The 15,460-nt window shown below is 68.6% G+C and carries 12 protein-coding genes; 7 read left to right on the top strand and 5 right to left on the bottom strand.

Features of this window, described 5'->3' with window-relative positions; all coding sequences use genetic code 11:
- Nucleotides 1-66: 66 nt before the first annotated feature.
- Nucleotides 67-354: a co-chaperone GroES gene (locus VPH47_RS02020; RefSeq protein ID WP_006396661.1), complete on the bottom strand. Its 288-nt coding sequence runs from the start codon at nucleotides 352-354 to the stop codon at nucleotides 67-69.
- Between the two features lie 357 nt (nucleotides 355-711).
- On the opposite strand from VPH47_RS02020, the gene VPH47_RS02015 reads away from it, so the two are divergent.
- The 5 genes from VPH47_RS02015 to VPH47_RS01995 all read left to right on the top strand — a co-directional run bounded on the left by VPH47_RS02015 (nucleotide 712) and on the right by VPH47_RS01995 (nucleotide 9,004).
- Nucleotides 712-2,502 carry an endonuclease gene (locus tag VPH47_RS02015; protein WP_368850011.1) on the top strand — a complete coding sequence of 597 codons (1,791 nt, stop codon included), beginning with the start codon at nucleotides 712-714 and terminating at the stop codon, nucleotides 2,500-2,502.
- A 68-nt stretch (nucleotides 2,503-2,570) separates the two neighbouring features.
- Complete coding sequence (cutA, locus tag VPH47_RS02010; protein ID WP_010481118.1) at nucleotides 2,571-2,909, top strand: divalent-cation tolerance protein CutA; 339 nt, start codon at nucleotides 2,571-2,573, stop codon at nucleotides 2,907-2,909.
- Nucleotides 2,906-5,290 (top strand): protein-disulfide reductase DsbD domain-containing protein, encoded by a 2,385-nt coding sequence (locus VPH47_RS02005; RefSeq protein ID WP_153854643.1) that lies wholly within the window; start codon nucleotides 2,906-2,908, stop codon nucleotides 5,288-5,290. Before cutA ends, VPH47_RS02005 begins: the two co-directional genes overlap by 4 nt.
- Nucleotides 5,287-5,850 (top strand): TlpA family protein disulfide reductase, encoded by a 564-nt coding sequence (locus tag VPH47_RS02000; RefSeq protein ID WP_368850010.1) that lies wholly within the window; start codon nucleotides 5,287-5,289, stop codon nucleotides 5,848-5,850. The genes VPH47_RS02005 and VPH47_RS02000 overlap by 4 nt, the downstream gene beginning before the upstream one ends.
- A gap of 631 nt (nucleotides 5,851-6,481) precedes the next feature.
- Nucleotides 6,482-9,004, top strand: coding sequence for a PepSY domain-containing protein (locus VPH47_RS01995; protein ID WP_368850009.1), 2,523 nt, complete (start codon nucleotides 6,482-6,484; stop codon nucleotides 9,002-9,004).
- A 78-nt stretch (nucleotides 9,005-9,082) separates the two neighbouring features.
- Here VPH47_RS01995 and VPH47_RS01990 read toward each other — a convergent pair whose 3' ends face one another.
- Nucleotides 9,083-11,620: a methyl-accepting chemotaxis protein gene (locus VPH47_RS01990; protein ID WP_368850008.1), complete on the bottom strand. Its 2,538-nt coding sequence runs from the start codon at nucleotides 11,618-11,620 to the stop codon at nucleotides 9,083-9,085.
- Between the two features lie 204 nt (nucleotides 11,621-11,824).
- Here VPH47_RS01990 and VPH47_RS01985 point away from each other — a divergent pair, with 204 nt between their 5' ends.
- Complete coding sequence (locus VPH47_RS01985; RefSeq protein WP_368850007.1) at nucleotides 11,825-12,664, top strand: arylamine N-acetyltransferase; 840 nt, start codon at nucleotides 11,825-11,827, stop codon at nucleotides 12,662-12,664.
- Nucleotides 12,665-12,729: 65 nt separating this feature from the next.
- Here VPH47_RS01985 and VPH47_RS01980 read toward each other — a convergent pair whose 3' ends face one another.
- From VPH47_RS01980 to VPH47_RS01970, 3 genes are read right to left on the bottom strand one after another with little or no spacing between them, the layout of a single operon-like run.
- The gene (locus VPH47_RS01980; RefSeq protein ID WP_110713913.1) at nucleotides 12,730-13,101 is read right to left on the bottom strand and encodes a VOC family protein; all 372 of its coding nucleotides are present in this window, start codon (nucleotides 13,099-13,101) and stop codon (nucleotides 12,730-12,732) included.
- 22 nt (nucleotides 13,102-13,123) lie between these two features.
- Nucleotides 13,124-13,762, bottom strand: coding sequence for a response regulator (locus VPH47_RS01975; RefSeq protein WP_368850006.1), 639 nt, complete (start codon nucleotides 13,760-13,762; stop codon nucleotides 13,124-13,126).
- Nucleotides 13,759-14,859 carry a sensor histidine kinase gene (locus tag VPH47_RS01970; protein ID WP_368850005.1) on the bottom strand — a complete coding sequence of 367 codons (1,101 nt, stop codon included), beginning with the start codon at nucleotides 14,857-14,859 and terminating at the stop codon, nucleotides 13,759-13,761. The genes VPH47_RS01975 and VPH47_RS01970 overlap by 4 nt, the downstream gene beginning before the upstream one ends.
- Nucleotides 14,860-15,015: 156 nt before the next feature.
- Here VPH47_RS01970 and VPH47_RS01965 point away from each other — a divergent pair, with 156 nt between their 5' ends.
- A complete protein-coding gene (locus VPH47_RS01965; protein ID WP_110713916.1) occupies nucleotides 15,016-15,438 on the top strand; it encodes a DUF2141 domain-containing protein in 423 nt (140 codons plus the stop codon).
- Nucleotides 15,439-15,460: the final 22 nt, after the last annotated feature.

The raw sequence follows: 15,460 nt of genomic DNA, 5'->3' as shown, positions 1-15,460 counted from the left end.
GGTAGCGCCGGACCGGGCCCGGCGGCTGGGATTTGGGGATCAGGTTGAAGCAGGTCGCGCCGGGGCTCAGCCGATGACGGCGAGCACGTCGTCTTCGCGCAGGACCTTGTACTCGACGCCTTCGCTCTTGTACGAGCTGCCGGCGTACTGGCCGTAGATGACCTTGTCGCCGACCTTCAGCGACGGAGCGCGCACGCTGCCGTTGTCCAGCGGCTTGCCCGGGCCGACGGCCACGACTTCACCCTTGGTGGACTTTTCCTTGGCCGAATCCGGAATGACGATGCCACCGGCGGAGATTTCGTCGGCTTCGATCGGCTTGACCACAACGCGGTCGTGCAGCGGCTTGATGCTCATGAGAGACCTCTTAAGTTATTGATTGGTCTGAAAAAGTCTGGCGATGTTAGCACTCACCCCAGGTGACTGCCAGCATTGCTCGCGAAAAAGCCCGATGAATCGGGAGCAGGACAGAGATGGAGCTGGCCCCGGACCTTTCAAGGCCGCTCGCGGAAAAAATTTCACTGCCCCGGGCCCGCTCGATCCGCGCCGGTGTGAAGGCCTGGAGGCCGGTGCAACGCGGCAACCCTGTCGCTGGAACCCTCGACTTTTGGTGACTGGCGTCGCACTGTCAGATATCTGACGTTCATTTACGACAAAGTGTCACTGGATCGGCCTTAGGCTCGGCCGCGCATTCCCAATCACAAGGAGTAGTCGATGCGATTGCTGTCCCCGCTTGCCGCCGCCTGCCTGCTGGCGCTGGCCGCCGCGCCGGCCCAGGCCGAGGTCTTCATCAACGAACTGCACTACGACGACAGCACCGCCGCCGGTGACGTCGGCGAAGCGATCGAGGTCGTGGCCACTGCCGGTGAGGACCTGTCCGGCTACCGCCTGTATCTGTACAACGGCGCCAACGCCTCGGCCGCGGTGGTCTACGCCAACAACCCGGTCCCGGCAGGCACCGCCGCCGGCTGCGGCAGCGCCACCATCGCCGTGGTCAGTTACCCGACCAACGGCATCCAGAACGGCCCCAACGACGGCATCGCCCTGGTCGATGCCACCGGCAAGGTGGTGCAGTTCCTCAGCTACGAGGGCGCCATCACCGCCTCCGGTGGCCCCGCCGCCGGCATGACCAGCCAGAACATCCCGGTGGCCGAGACCAACAGCACGGCCCCGGGCACTTCGCTGCAGCTGACCGGCAGCGGCAGCCAGTACGCCCACTTCACCTGGGCCGAGTCGGCCAAACAGACATTCGGCAGCTGCAACAACGGCCAGACCTTCAGCGGTGGCGGCACCCCAGGCCCGAACACGCCGCCGTCAGTGTCCACCACCACCCCGGCGCAGGGCAGCAGCACCTTCCCGGCCGCGGCCGATCTGGAAGTGGTGTTCAGCGAAACGGTGAACCTGGCCAGTGGTGCGTTCGCACTGAGCTGCGGCACTTCCGGCAGCGTACCGCTGACCTACCCGGCCAGCGGCCGCAGCGTGAAACTGTCCACCAACACCGCGCTGGTGGCCGGTGAAGCCTGTCGCTTCGACATCCGCGCCGCGCGCATCACCGACCTGCAGGGCGCGCACCCCGCCGCCGACAGCCGCATCGCCTTCACCGTGGCCAGCACCGGCGGCAATCCGGACCCCGGCAACCCGGGCGTGCCGGCCGGGTACTACTCCAAGGTCAATACCAGCAGCCCCAGCCAGCTGCGCTGCTCGCTGCACGCGACCATCAAGGGCCACACCGCCTACCCGTACAGCGGCTCGGGCACCAGCACCTGGACCATCCTGGAAATCGCCGACGAGGATCCGAACAACAGCGGCAGGATCCTGGATGCGTACCGCAACCGCAGCTACGCCAAGGTGACCGATCGCGCCGGCAGTGGCAATGGCCTGAAGTACAACCGCGAGCACACCTGGCCGAACTCGCTGGGCTTTGCCAGCACCACCGGCGACAAGGGCCTGCCGTACGCGCCGTACACCGACACCCACATGCTGTACCTGACCGACGCGCAGTGGAACGCCGACCGTGGTAACAAGCCGTTCGGCAAGTGCGACGCCAACTGCGGCGAGCGCGCCACCGAGGCCAACAACGGCCAGGGCGGCGGTAGCGGCGGCTACCCGGGCAACTCCAACTGGGTGCGCACGCCGGACGGCAACACCGGCACCTTCGAGGTGTGGGGCAAGCGCAAGGGCGACATGGCGCGTGCGGTGATGTACATGGCGATCCGCTACGAGGGCGGCAAGGATGCGGCCACCGGCCAGTCCGAGCCGGACCTGGAGCTGACCGACGACCGCAGTAAGATCGTCAAGACCAGCAGTTCGCCGGCCTACATGGGCCTGCTGTCGACGCTGATCGACTGGCACCTGTCCGATCCGCCGGATGATGCCGAGCGTGCGCGCAATGACGTGGTCTACAGCTTCCAGGGCAACCGCAACCCGTTCATCGACCACCCCGAGTGGGCGACCCCGGCCCTGTTCACCTCGGCCAAGCCGGCCACCTGCCAGCTGGCCAACTGACCGCGCAACGCAGCGGTCCACTGCCTCCGCCGGGCCGTGACCCGGCGGCGGCCCTATACTCGACGGTCATGTCGACCGTCGATCCCGTCCTGCTGCTGTTGACCACCTGCCCGGACCGGGCCAGTGCCGAGCGCATCGCGCACGCGCTGGTCGGCGAGCGCCTGGCCGCGTGCGTGACCCGCCTCGATGGCGCGCAGTCGACCTACCGCTGGCAGGGCGAGGTGACCACCGACGCCGAGCTGCAGCTGCTGGTGAAAACCACCGCGAGTCGCGTCGATGACGCGATTGCCCGGATCGTCGAACTGCATCCGTATGAACTCCCGGAGTGCATTGCGGTCGAAACCCGGGCCGGCCTGCCGGCGTATCTGGACTGGATCCGGGCACAGACCCGGGAGGACACTGATTGAAGACTCTGTTTGCGCGTGGCGCCGCCCTGTGCGCCCTGTTGTGGCTCTCGCTGCCGGCGTTCGCCCTGGATGAGAAAGACCTGCTGCCGGTGGACCAGGCGTTCGCACTGACCGCGACCGCCGCCGAGCGTGGCCAGGTGCAACTGCAGTTCAAGATCGCACCGGGCTATTACCTGTATCGCCACCGCACCAGCGTCAAGGCGGATCCGGCCTTCAATGCCGGCGCGCTGCAGATGCCCAAGGGCGACAAGCACCACGACGATTTCTTCGGCGAAGTCGAAACCTATCGCGAACGCCTGCAGGCCACCCTGCCCGGTACGCCGACCGACGCCGCCGGCACCATCAGCCTGGAAGTGCGTTACCAGGGCTGCGCCGATGCCGGTGTCTGCTACCCGCCGCAGAAGCGCGTGGTGCAGGTCACCCTGCCCGGTGCCGGTGCACAGGCCAACGCCCCGGCTGCACGCACCGGTGCCGCAAGCCCGTTCAACAACCCGCTGGCCGGTGCCGGCAACAGCGGCGGCCTGCGCCTGCCGGGTGCGGCCAGCAACAGCCAGGCGCTGCCGCTGCCGTCGGAGCAGGCGTTCGGCTTCGACGCCATCGCCAGCGACGGCAATACCCTGCTGCTGCGCTTCAGCCCGGCACCGGGCTACTACCTGTATCGCGACCGCACCTCGCTGAAGCTGGAAGGCAGCACCGGTGTGCTGGCCGACAAGCCGCGCTGGCCGGCCGCGCAGTCGCATCGCGACGAGCACTTCGGCGATGTCTCGGTCTACTTCAACCAGGTGGAAGTGCCACTGCCGCTGCGCCGCTCCGTCGCCGATGCGGTCGACAGCACCCTGGTGGTGACCTTCCAGGGCTGCCAGACCGATGGCATCTGCTACCCGCCGATGACCCGCCGGGTGAAGCTGTCGATCCCTGCCGGCAAGATCAGCGCCAGTGCCGATCAGGCGCCACCGCGCAACGAGGTGATCAGCCCGCTGCCCGCTGCCAGTGGCGCACCGCGCGAAGCCGCCAACGGCGCCCCGTTGCGCCTGCTGCCGACCGTGCCCAACGATGGTGCAGCGGCCCCGGCAACCGTCGGCAGTGAAGGCGCAGGCAATGAGTTCGCCGCCGACGCGCGCGGTGACAACGCGCTGCGCACGCGACCGCCGGTGACCACGCCGAATCCGGACCGCTCGTTCGTCTGGGTGCTGCTGCTGGCGCTGGCCGGTGGCCTGGTGTTGAACCTGATGCCCTGCGTGCTGCCGATCCTGTCGCTGAAGGTCCTGAGCCTGGCGCAGAGTGGCGAAAGCCCGCAGCGCGCGCGCAGCCACGCCCTCTGGTACACGCTGGGCGTGCTGGTCGCATTCGCGGTGATCGGTGCGTTGATGGTTGGCCTGCGCGCGATCGGCAACGCCGTCGGCATCGGCTTCCAGCTGCAGCACCCGGGCGTGGTGGCGGCACTGGCCTACATCATGTTCGCGGTGGGCCTGAGTCTGTCCGGCGTGTTCACCCTCGGCGGCGGCATCGGCAACCTCGGCCAGTCGCTGGCCAGCCGCAGTGGCCCGGCCGGTGATTTCTTCACCGGTGCGTTGGCCTGCGTGGTCGGCAGTGCCTGCGTCGGCCCGTTCATGGGCGGCGCGATTGCCTACGCGTTCATTGCCCCGCCGCTGAAGGCGATGACCGTGTTCCTGTTCCTCGGCCTGGGCCTGGCGCTGCCGTTCCTGCTGATCGGCTTCGTGCCGGCGCTGGCACGCCGCCTGCCCAAGCCGGGCCCGTGGATGGAAACGCTCAAGCACGTGCTGGCCTTCCCGATGTATGCCACCGTGCTGTGGCTGCTGTGGGTGCTGGGCAAGCAGCGCGGCGTGGACGGCATGGCGCTGGTACTGGGTGGCCTGCTGCTGCTGGCCTTCGGCCTGTGGCTGTTTGAACGCAACCGCTGGACCGGCTCGCGCGCCGTCACCCTGCTCGGCGTACTGCTGGCGATCGGTGCACTGGTCCCCGCCTGGGGCGTGACCCAGCTGGCAGCGCCGGCGCGTGCCGCACAGGCCGCCAGCGACAACGTGGTGGAGTATTCGCCGCAGTTGCTGGACCGCCTGCGTGCCGACAACCGCGTGGTGTTCGTGAACATGACCGCCGACTGGTGCGTGAGCTGCAAGGCCAACGAGCGCGCCGTGCTGTCGCGGCCGGAGTTCAAGGAACTGCTGAAGCGCACCAACGCGGTGTACATGCGCGGTGACTACACCAATGTGGACCCGCAGATCACCACGTTCCTGGAAGAGCACAAGGCCGTGGGCGTGCCGCTGTACGTGGTGTACGGCCCCGGCGCACCGCCGACCGTGCTGCCGACCCTGCTGACCCAGGCGGTGGTCGAGGAAGCGCTGCTGCGCACCGCACGATGAAGTGGCAACGGCCAGCGCTGCTGTGGACAGCGGTGCTGGCCGCCGGCCTTGGCCTGTGGGCCGGGCATCGGCTGGCACCAGCACCAGCGGCATCCGACACACCGCCTGCCGCGTCCCCTGCTGCCGCCGCGACGCCTGCACTGCAGGTGGGCGACCTGCTGCCGGCGCTGACGCTGCCGGATCTCGATGACCGACCGCTGGACCTGCGCCAGCGCTTCGCCGGCCGCCCCCTGCTGATCAACGTCTGGGCCAGCTGGTGCGCGCCCTGCGTGGAAGAAATGCCCGAGCTGGCCCGCTTCGCCCGCGGCCAGGGCGACAACGGTGTGCAGGTTCTTGGCCTGGCGCTGGATACTCCGGAGGACGTGCGTGGCTTCCTGCAACGGGTGCCGGTGGGCTACCCGATCGTGATCGAGACACCCGGGCCGCGCGATGCCAGCGCGCAGCTGGGCAATACCCAGGGCCTGCTGCCCTACAGCGTGCTGTTCGATGCACAGGGGCGGCTGGTGAAGGCGAAGCTGGGACCGTTCGCCCACGGCGAGATCGACCGCTGGGTGAAGTGAGGGTGTTTTTTGCAGGGCTTGCAGCCCTGCACCCTGCTCAATGCAACGGCAACGGCAACGGCAACAACCAAAGCCAAAGCGGGCATTCCGTGGGATGGCGGGGCACTGTGGGTGGTCAGGACACGCCGTAAACCCGTCCATGGGGGCTCGATGGCGCCATCCATGGCGCCAACGGTCCTGACCACCCACACCGCCCCACCTCTGACAGATCTTCGCGGCTGTTGGTAGGTGTCGACCTTGGTCGACACATCTGTCAGATATCGATATTCAGAACGGAATCAGACCCCGTGCCGACCAACGGTCGGCACCCACCAAAGCAGAACGCCGTTCCGACAGATCGCAGGAAACTGTCGAAGGCGGGGTGGGTCCGGTTGAGGGGGCGTGAGCGCCATGGATGGCGCGACCGAGGCTACATGGACGTATTCACGCCGCACCCCGCAACCGGACCCACCCCGCCATCCCACGGATAGCCCGCTTTTGACGTTGACGTTGCCTCGGCGGGTGCCGGGCGCCGCCCGGCCGGTAACCCCCTGCTTGACCGCAGCCGGAGCGCCACGGAGAATTCCGCGACTAATTCTCATTTGCTGTTGCGCAGGATGCGGGCGGCAGCCTTCCAGGCCCTCCTCCTTCGATGTTCAAGAACGTCCTGTTCCAACTGCACTGGCTGCTGGGCATCACCGCCGGTGCCGTCCTGGCCGTGATGGGCCTCAGCGGCGCCGTGCTGTCCTTCGAGGACGAACTGCTGCGCGCAGCCAACCCCGGCTTCGCCGAGATCGCCGAACACCATGCCGACGGCCAGCTTCCACTTGCGCTCAGCGAGCTGGTGCCGCTGCTGCAGGCTGGCAGCGAACGCCCGCTGCAGCGCCTGCGCGTGGATGCCACCGGACAGCGGCCGTCGGTGGCGCGCTTTGCCGGCGGCAAGGAACACTGGGTGTACTTCGACCCGTACAGCGGTGAGCGCTTCAGTGCCTTGCGCGGGCAGGCGTTCTTCGACTTCGTCGAAGACCTGCACCGCCACCTGGCCGCGGGCGAGCGCGGCAAGTGGATCACCGGCAGCTGTGCGATCGCGCTGCTGTTCTTCACACTGTCCGGCCTCTACCTGCGCTGGCCTCGCCGCTGGTGGCACTGGCGCAGCTGGCTGGCGGTGGAATGGACGCGCAGCGGCCGTGGCTTCCTGTGGAGCCTGCACTCGGTGATCGGCACCTGGGTGCTGCTGATCTATCTGATGAGTGCGCTGACCGGCCTGTGGTGGTCCTTCGACTGGTATCGCAGTGCCGCCAACACCCTGTTGGGCGTCGCACCGGCCGCCAAGCACCAGGTTGCCACCGACGCCGCCCTGAACCTGGAGCGCATCGAAGCCACGCTGTATGCACTGCCCGGCGTGCGCACCGGCTACATCGACCTGCGCCTGCCGGAGAAGCCCGGGCAGGCACTGAATGTGCGGGTGATGGCCGGTGATCCGTCGCAACGTGGCGGCCACCACGATCGTGCGCATGATCTGCTGCAGCTCGATCCGGCCAGCGGTGCGGTTCTCGAGGCCCGTCCGTACGTGCGCCAGGGCGCGGGCGGACAGCTGGCCACCAGCGTGTTCGCGCTGCATTCGGGCAGCTACTTCGGTGTGCCCGGGCGCGTGGTGGTGATGCTCAGCAGCCTGGGCATGAGCCTGTTCTTCATCACCGGCTGGATGCTGTACCTGGACCGCCGACGCAGCCAGCGTGCGGCGCGAGGGCTGCGCCGGTCGCTGCCCACGACGTCTGCCGCGGGTGCCGGCGCACCGTGGCTGGTGGTACACGCCAGCCAGAGCGGCCTGGCCGAACAGCTGGCGTGGCGTGCGGCCGCACAGCTGCAGGCCGCCGGTCATGCGGTGCAGGTGCTGCCGCTGGCCCGCGCCGATGCCGCGAAGCTGCAGGCCAACTCCCAGGCATTGTTCGTGCTGAGCACCTTCGGCGACGGCGAGCCGCCGGATGCAGCGCGGCGCGCTGCACGGCTGCTGCTCGCGCAACGCCTGGACCTGTCGCGCCTGCAGTTCGGCCTGCTCGCACTGGGTGACCGCCAGTACCCGCAGTACTGCGGCTTCGGCCGCCAGTTCGATGGCTGGTTGATCGGCAACGGCGCGCGGCCGCTGTTCGAGCGCATCGATGTCGATGCCGCCTCGGTGCCGACCCTGCGCCAGTGGCAGCAACAGTTGGGCGCACTGACCGGCATCACCACCGATGACAGCGTGCTGCCAGCCGCGACGCAGATGCATGACTGGCGCCTGCTCGGCCGTGACCGTCTCAACCCGGGCAGCATCGGTGGCGCGATCTGGCGTATCCGCCTTGCCACGCCGGCCGATGTGCAGTGGCAGGCAGGTGACATCCTGCACATCGCGCCGCGCCACAACGCGCGGCATGCCAGCGCGGTGTTGAAGGCACACGGGCTGGACCCGCTGCAGCCGCTGCTGGTCGATGGCCATCCGCGCACGCTGCTGGCGCTGGCCAGCGAACGCGACCTGCCCGAAGCCGATGCTGCGCTGGCGGTGCAGGATGCCTGCCTGTGGCTGGCCGGGCTGCCACTACTGCCCAGCCGCGAATATTCGATCGCCTCCTGCACGGATGACGGCGTGGTGGAGCTGGTGGTGCGGCTGGTGCATGACGCCTCCGGTCGAGCCGGGCTGGGCTCGGGCTGGCTGTCGCTGCATGCGCCGATCGGTGCCAGCATCGTCGCCCGTGTGCACCACAATCCTGGATTCCATCGTGTCGGCACTGCCCCGATGGTGCTGATCGGCAACGGCACCGGCATTGCCGGCCTGCGCAGCCTGTTGCGCGAAGCTGCCCACGCAGGCGAGCACGGGCACTGGCTGCTGTTCGGTGAGCGCCAGCGCGCACACGACTTCCTGTTCGCCGACGAGATCGAGGCCTGGCAGGCCGACGGCCATCTTGCACGGGTGGACCTGGCGTTCTCGCGCGATGGTGAGGGTGGCTACGTGCAGGATCGCCTGGGTGCGGCCGTCGATGCGCTGCGCGAGTGGATGCAGCGCGGTGCGGTGATCCATGTCTGCGGCTCGCTGCAGGGCATGGCCGAAGGCGTGGACCAGGTGCTGCGCGCCGCGCTGGGTGATGACGCGGTGGAAACGCTGCTGGAGACCGGGCGCTACCGCCGCGACGTGTATTGAGCCACAAGGGTAGTGCCGGCCGCTGGCCGGCATGATCATGGACGGTGCCGGCCGGCGGCCGGCACTACCGGAACAGAATCAGGCCGCAGCGCGCGCCCGTGGCATTGGCTGCAAACGGAACGCGCCCACGGCTTCTGCCAGGGCATGCACCTGCGCCTGCATCTGCGCAGTCGAGGCCCCCGCCTCTTCCACCAGACTGGCGTTGCGCTGGGTACTGGCCTCCATCTGCACGATGGTCTGGTTCACCTGTGCGATGCCGGCATGCTGGTCCTGCGACGCGCTGCGGATCCCGGCCAGCAGATCCGCCAGCTGCTGCACGCTGCCGACAATTTCGCCCATCGTGGTGCCAGCCTGCTCGGCCTGCTGGTTGCCCTGCCCGACACGCGTCACCGAATCCTCGATCAATCCCTTGATCTGCTTGGCCGCCTCGGCACTGCGCTGTGCCAGCAGGCGCACTTCAGCAGCCACGACAGCGAAGCTGCGGCCCTGCTCTCCGGCACGTGCCGCTTCCACCGCCGCGTTGAGCGCGAGGATGTTGGTCTGGAAGGCGATGCCATCAATCAGCTGGGTGATGTCACCGATCCGCCGTGAGGCTTCGCTGATGCCATGCATGGTTGCCACCACCTGGCCGACCGCCTCACCGCCGCGCTGGGCCACTGCCGCCGCGCCCTTGACCAGCGCGTCCGCGCGGCCAGCGGCGTCAGCATTGCGGCCCACGGTATCGGTCAGCTCATGCATCGACGCTGCGGTCTCTTCCAGGTTGGCGGCCTGCTGCTCGGTGCGCTGTGACAGGTCGTGGTGACCGGCGACGATCTCGCCAACGCCGGTATCGAGGCTGGACGTGGCCTGCTGGATCCGGGTGACGATGCGGCCCAGTTGCGCGACGGTGGCGTTGGCATCATCGCGCATGCGCGCGAACACGCCCTGCAGTTCACCCTCCATGCGTACGCTGAGATCACCACGGGCGAGCGCAGCCAACAGCGCCTGCAGATCGCCGAGGTTGGCCTCGAAGGTGGCCAGCAAGCGGTTGATGCTGGTGGACAATGTACGTACGAAGCCCTGCTTGCCCTCCAGCGCGATGCGCCCGTGCAGGTCACCGTGCGCGGCCGCGTCGACCAGGGCCGCCACTTCGGTTTCCAGCAGGGTTTCCAGCGCGCGGCTGCGCCATTCCACCGCCACGCCGAGGAAATGCTCCTCGTCGACAATGGGATTGGCGACCAGCTGATAGCGCACACCGGAATGGCCGATCTCGCGTTCTTCGCGTTGTCGCACGCCAGCCAGGCTGGCCAGCGCCGGATGCAGGCCTAGCGCATCGCTGCCCACCAGCTCATCGCCCTGGCGTTCCAGCTGCAGCAGCAGCGCCGGGTTGGCATAGGCCACCTGGCCTTCGGCATCGACCACCATCAGCCCGGTCTGCGCACTGTCCAGCGCCTGGCGCACGCGGGTGTTGCCGCGCGCCACAGCACGTTCGGTCTCGATGCGCGCGCGCAGGCGCTGCTGCATGTCGACCAGGCGCTGGGCAAGCTGACCGATCTCATCGTTGGCGTTGTACACACGCAACGTCGTGTCCAAGCGGTCGTCGGCGATATCGCTGGCGAAGCGCAGGGTGTCCTGGATCGGCTGACGCACCGCGCGCAGCACCAGCACCAGGCTGGTGATCAGCACGCCAGCGACCAGCAGCAGGGTCAGTACGAACAGCACGCTCATGGTGCGTGCGCCGGCCTGCTGGCGCGCCTGCGCCCTGGCCAGCGCCGCCACCTGGGCCTGCTGGAAGGCGGCCAGCGCCGGTGCCACGCCGGCAGCGGTATCCAGCAGCGACTGCGCCTCCACATCCAGGCCGACGCGGGCCGCGGTGTAACCCAGCAGGGCAACCTGGTAGCCCTCCATTCCGCTGCGCAGGGCATCCTGCACGTCGGTGGACAGGCCCGCCAGCGCGAGATCGAACGGCAGTTTCTCCTCGCTGGCGCGGTCGGCATGGACGGAGTCACCATCCAGCAGCAGCAACGCCTCCTGGCGGCGCATCTTCTGCAGGGACAGCGCCAGCGCGGGCCGCTGCTGCGCATCCACCTGCGCCTGCAGTGTGTCTGCAGCCTGTTGCAGCTGCGCAGCGAGGCCGGCCTCGCCGCGGCCCATCTCGTCGACCCGTTCGAACAGGGCCGCCACGCCCTGCGAGAAGGCGTCGGCGGCTTCGGTCAGCGCCTGCAGCGCCTTGCGCCGGCCGGCATCCATCGGCATCGCGCGCAGCGCCTGCAGGTCGGCCTGCAGCGCCTTCTGCATGGCCAGCAGCTGGCTGCGGTCAGCATCATCGAAACTGCGTGCATACTGGGTCTGCAGGCGGCGTGCTTCCGCCACGCGGGTGGCCAGGCTGGCGGCCAGGTCACTACCGCGCTGGTAGCTGGCCTGGGTGCGTGCGGCCTGCGCACTGCCATGTCCAGTCCAGGCGTGGACGGCGGCGATCGCCACCAGCCCCAGGCCACAGACCCACAGGGTCGCCTTGAGCTTGTTGGCTACGCTGAGCCGGTGTGGTTGCAGCCACAGCAGCAGGCCGGGGGACGCCGAACGCAACGTGGCAAGACGCGTGCGCAGGGACCGGAGGTGGGGAACAACGGCCGACATGACAGACTCCAGGCGGAAGGACGCACCTGTATCGGCTGGATATGGAGCAACTTTAGGGGTTTTTTTGGTTCAGTCGCACCGACTGCTGGCGGACGCCGCCTTTGTACCCGGCACACGCGACGGGGCGATGACACCAGCACGGTGCTTGACCTCAACCCCGGTTGGGGGAGCACAGTGGACCTCCCTTCCCCGCCCGGTGCCCCCATGACGACGCTCGATGTTCCCCGCTACCTGCAGCGCCTGCAGCTGGATGCGCCGCCGCCGCTGACGCTGGCCGACCTGACCCTGCTGCAGCAGCGCCACAACGCGCTGCTGCCGTTCGAGACCCTCAGCTGCCTGCTGCGCGATGCGGTACCGATCGACCTGGACAGCGTGCAGCGCAAGCTGCTTGACGACCGCCGTGGCGGTTACTGCTTCGAGCTCAACGGCGGCCTGCTGGCGCTGCTGCAGGCGCTGGGCTTCGATGCGCAACCGTTGAGCGCGCGCGTGCTGCTGGCCGCCCAGGACGGCCAGCTGACGGCGCGTACCCACCTGCTGCTGCGCGTGCACGTGGACGGTGATGACTGGCTGGTGGACGCCGGTTTCGGCAGCCTGACCCCGACCGTACCGCTGCGCCTGCATGACCCGCAGCCGCAGGCCACGCCGCACGAACGCTACCTGTTGCAGCGGTTGGAAGACGGTGGTGATTTCGTGCTGTCGGCCGAATCCAGCGAGGGCTGGCGGGCGATGTACCGCTTCGATCTGCAGGCGCCGGCGCCGATCGACAACGTGGTGGGCAACTGGTACGTGTGCACCCATCCCGACTCCAGTTTCCCCGGCCAGCTGCGCGCATCGCTGACCGGCCCGGACTGGCGCCGCACCATCGGCAGCGGCAACTACACCGAGTATCGCCTCGGGCAGGCGCCGGACAAGCGCCCGCTGCATGACGTCGGAGACGTGCGCGACGTGCTGGAGCAGCGCTTCGGCATCCAGCTTCCGGACGACCCGCGGCTGGATCCCGCGATCAACGACTGGCTGCAGCGCTCACGCGCCGCGACGGTGTAGAGCCGAGCCGATGCGCGGCTGAGCGTTGGCAGCTGGGTCAACAGCAGCCGAGCATAGGCTCGGCTCTACAGAACCGCGCGCGCCTGCAATGCAATCCGGTTGCCTTCGCTGTCGCGGATCTCGGCCACGCGCCAGTCGCCGGCATCTGCCGGGCCGAAGCGCAGCTCGGCCCCGGCCTGCAGCGCACGCTCGAGGCTGGCATCCAGGTCATCGACACCGATATAGATGCGCGTGCCCTGCTCGGAGGGCCGGTAGTCCGCTCCCTGCACCAGCGACATGCTGGCGCCGGCGGCCTCATCGGCAAACGGCAGGTACGCCATCCTGCAGTCGTGCAGCAGGACCGGCTCATCCACCACCACCTGCAGCCACTGCTGGTAGAAGGCGATCGCACGGGCCAGGTCAGTGGCCGGGATCTCGACATGCAGGATCGGGTTCATTGGCGCTCCTTGCGCGGCTGACTCAGATGATGCGCAGGGTAATCGCCTTCAGGACCGCGCGGGTACGGTCGCGGGTGCCGAGCTTGTCCAGGATGGCGGACACGTAGTTCTTCACCGTGCCCTCGGCCAGGAACAGGCTGCGCGCGATCTCCTTGTTGCTGTAGCCCCCGGCCAGCAGGCGCAGGATTGCCACTTCACGTTCGCCGAAGGTATCGGTGGGCGGCGCTTCATCGTGGAAGCGGTAACGCGCGCGCACCGGATCGGTACTGACCGGCAGCAGCAGGGTCTCGCCAGCAGCAACGCGTTCGATGGCCTCGCGCAGGTCGGCCGGCGCGGCATCCTTGAGCAGGAAGCCCTGCGCACCGGCCTCGCTGGCGCGCAGCAGCAGATCACTTTCATCGAAGGTGGTCAGCAGCAGCCACGGCGTGGCATCGCCGCGCGCGCGCAGCTGGCGCAGTGCCTCGATCCCATCCAGCCCGGGCATGCGGATGTCACTGAGCACCACGTCCACGCGCTGCGTATCCAGCGCATCCAGCAGGGCCTGGCCATCCTCGGCCTCCAGCACCGCGTCCACCCCCAGGCCCTGCAGCAGCGCACGCAGGCCTGCACGCACCAATGCCTGGTCGTCGGCCAGCGCTACGCGGATTGCCGCCGGGCTCATGCCGGCAACCGCGCGGTCAGATGCATGCCGCCCTGCGCGGTTCGGGCCAACTCCAGCCGCCCCTGCACAGCCGCCAGGCGCTCGCGCATGCCGGCGATGCCATTGCCCTCGCGGATGCGTTCGGCGCGCTGGCCATCATCGCGAATATCGATACGCAACTGGGATTCCTCTTCATTGATCGTCAACCACACGGTGTCTGCATTGCCGTGCCGGGCGGCATTGGTCAGGGCTTCCTGTACCAGCCGCAGCACGGTCTCGGCCATCAACGGGTCAGCCACGCGCACCCCGTCGCCGATCTGCAGCTGCAGCTTCGGTCGTGGGAAGGGTGCGGCCAGCGCATGCAGCGCGGTGGACAGATCGAGGCCGCGATCATCGCGCATCGATTGCACTACCTGGCGGATGTCGGCCAGCAACTCGCCGGACAACTGTTCGGCCAGCACCAGCCCTTCGCGACCGGCCAGCGCAGGGTCAGCGGCCAGGGCGCGCAGGTTGAGCCGCATCGCGGTGAGCTTGTGCCCGGCCACATCATGCAGTTCGCGGGCCAGGCGCAGGCGCTCGGCATCGCGTGCACTGTCAGCCAGCAGCGCGCGGGTGGCCAGCAGGTCGGCATTGACCCGTGCAAGATCATCGCGGGCCAGCGCCGTGCTGCGGGCATAGTGCGCGGTCAGCGCGGCGAAGGCCTGGAAACCGCCATACAGCAGCACCACCAGCAGCGGCTGGCTGAAGCCGCTGTGGCGCAGCACGGCATACACCGCCAGGTTGGCCAGCAGCGCAACACCCAGCACAAAGCGCGGCGGCCAGTGCTCGGCCAGCTGTGCAACCAGCACCACCAGCAGCACCGGGGCGGTGCCGGTACGCGGCTGCAGCGCAACCAGCACAACCGCCAGCAGCGCCTGCAACACCGCAGCGGCGGCGCGCACGCGGGATGGCATCGACGCCCAGCCGTGCACCACGAACAGCAGCAGGAACACAGCAAGCAGCAGCAGGCTCAGCCCGGCGCCGCTGCGCTGCACTGTGAACGACAGGCCGACCACCAGCACGGTGACCAGGCCGGCGAGGCTGAGCGGACGCAACAGGTGGCGGAACAGGCTGGGCATGGCCAGATGCTGACGGCCGCGCACGCCGGCGGCAATGGGTCCGGCGCAGAAAGTGACTTCTGGCACGTCGAATCGATGACCACTGGCCCTGAACCCGGTGCACCGCCCGACGCAGACTGGCTCCACACCGCCTCACCCACTTCCGGAGCCACCGCCATGATCCGCACCGCCCTGCTCAGCACCGCCCTGACTGCCCTGGCCCTGGCCGGCAGTGCCCACGCCGCCGACCTGGCCGTGACCGTGCACGACGTCCGCGTGCAGACCGGCACCCTGCGTGCTGCCCTGGTTGACAGCGCGGCCGCCTGGGACGGCAAGGCCAGGCCCGTGCAGGCCCAGCAGGCAGCGCCCAGCGGTGACAGCGCCCGCTTCGTGTTCAAGAACCTGCCGGCCGGCACCTATGCCGTACTGCTCACCCACGACGAGAACGACAACGGCAAGCTCGACACCAACCTGGTCGGCATGCCGGTGGAAGGCTACGGCTTCAGCAACAACCCGCAGGTGATGCGCAAGCCGACCTTCGACGAGGCGCGCGTCGACGTGCCGGCAGCTGGCACCGCCATCGACATCACCCTGCGCTGATACCCGCATCCAGACCCGAGGC

Origin of the sequence: Stenotrophomonas sp. WED208 (assembly GCF_040984485.1) — a bacterium.
Taxonomy (GTDB): Bacteria; Pseudomonadota; Gammaproteobacteria; order Xanthomonadales; family Xanthomonadaceae; genus Stenotrophomonas; species Stenotrophomonas riyadhensis.
The sequence above is the reverse complement of the archived record's forward strand: the minus strand, read 5'-3'. Positions and strand labels throughout refer to the sequence as shown.

What these genes read in the sequence shown, in the direction of transcription:
- VPH47_RS01970 (WP_368850005.1), bottom strand. Translation starts at nt 14,859, where the DNA reads ATGCCCAGCCTGTTCCGCCACCTGTTGCGTCCGCTCAGCCTCGCCGGC.
- VPH47_RS02020 (WP_006396661.1), bottom strand. Translation starts at nt 354, where the DNA reads ATGAGCATCAAGCCGCTGCACGACCGCGTTGTGGTCAAGCCGATCGAA.
- VPH47_RS01980 (WP_110713913.1), bottom strand. Translation starts at nt 13,101, where the DNA reads ATGAACCCGATCCTGCATGTCGAGATCCCGGCCACTGACCTGGCCCGT.
- VPH47_RS01975 (WP_368850006.1), bottom strand. Translation starts at nt 13,762, where the DNA reads ATGAGCCCGGCGGCAATCCGCGTAGCGCTGGCCGACGACCAGGCATTG.
- VPH47_RS01990 (WP_368850008.1), bottom strand. Translation starts at nt 11,620, where the DNA reads ATGTCGGCCGTTGTTCCCCACCTCCGGTCCCTGCGCACGCGTCTTGCC.
- VPH47_RS02015 (WP_368850011.1), top strand. Translation starts at nt 712, where the DNA reads ATGCGATTGCTGTCCCCGCTTGCCGCCGCCTGCCTGCTGGCGCTGGCC.
- VPH47_RS01985 (WP_368850007.1), top strand. Translation starts at nt 11,825, where the DNA reads ATGACGACGCTCGATGTTCCCCGCTACCTGCAGCGCCTGCAGCTGGAT.
- VPH47_RS01965 (WP_110713916.1), top strand. Translation starts at nt 15,016, where the DNA reads ATGATCCGCACCGCCCTGCTCAGCACCGCCCTGACTGCCCTGGCCCTG.
- cutA (WP_010481118.1), top strand. Translation starts at nt 2,571, where the DNA reads ATGTCGACCGTCGATCCCGTCCTGCTGCTGTTGACCACCTGCCCGGAC.
- VPH47_RS01995 (WP_368850009.1), top strand. Translation starts at nt 6,482, where the DNA reads ATGTTCAAGAACGTCCTGTTCCAACTGCACTGGCTGCTGGGCATCACC.
- VPH47_RS02000 (WP_368850010.1), top strand. Translation starts at nt 5,287, where the DNA reads ATGAAGTGGCAACGGCCAGCGCTGCTGTGGACAGCGGTGCTGGCCGCC.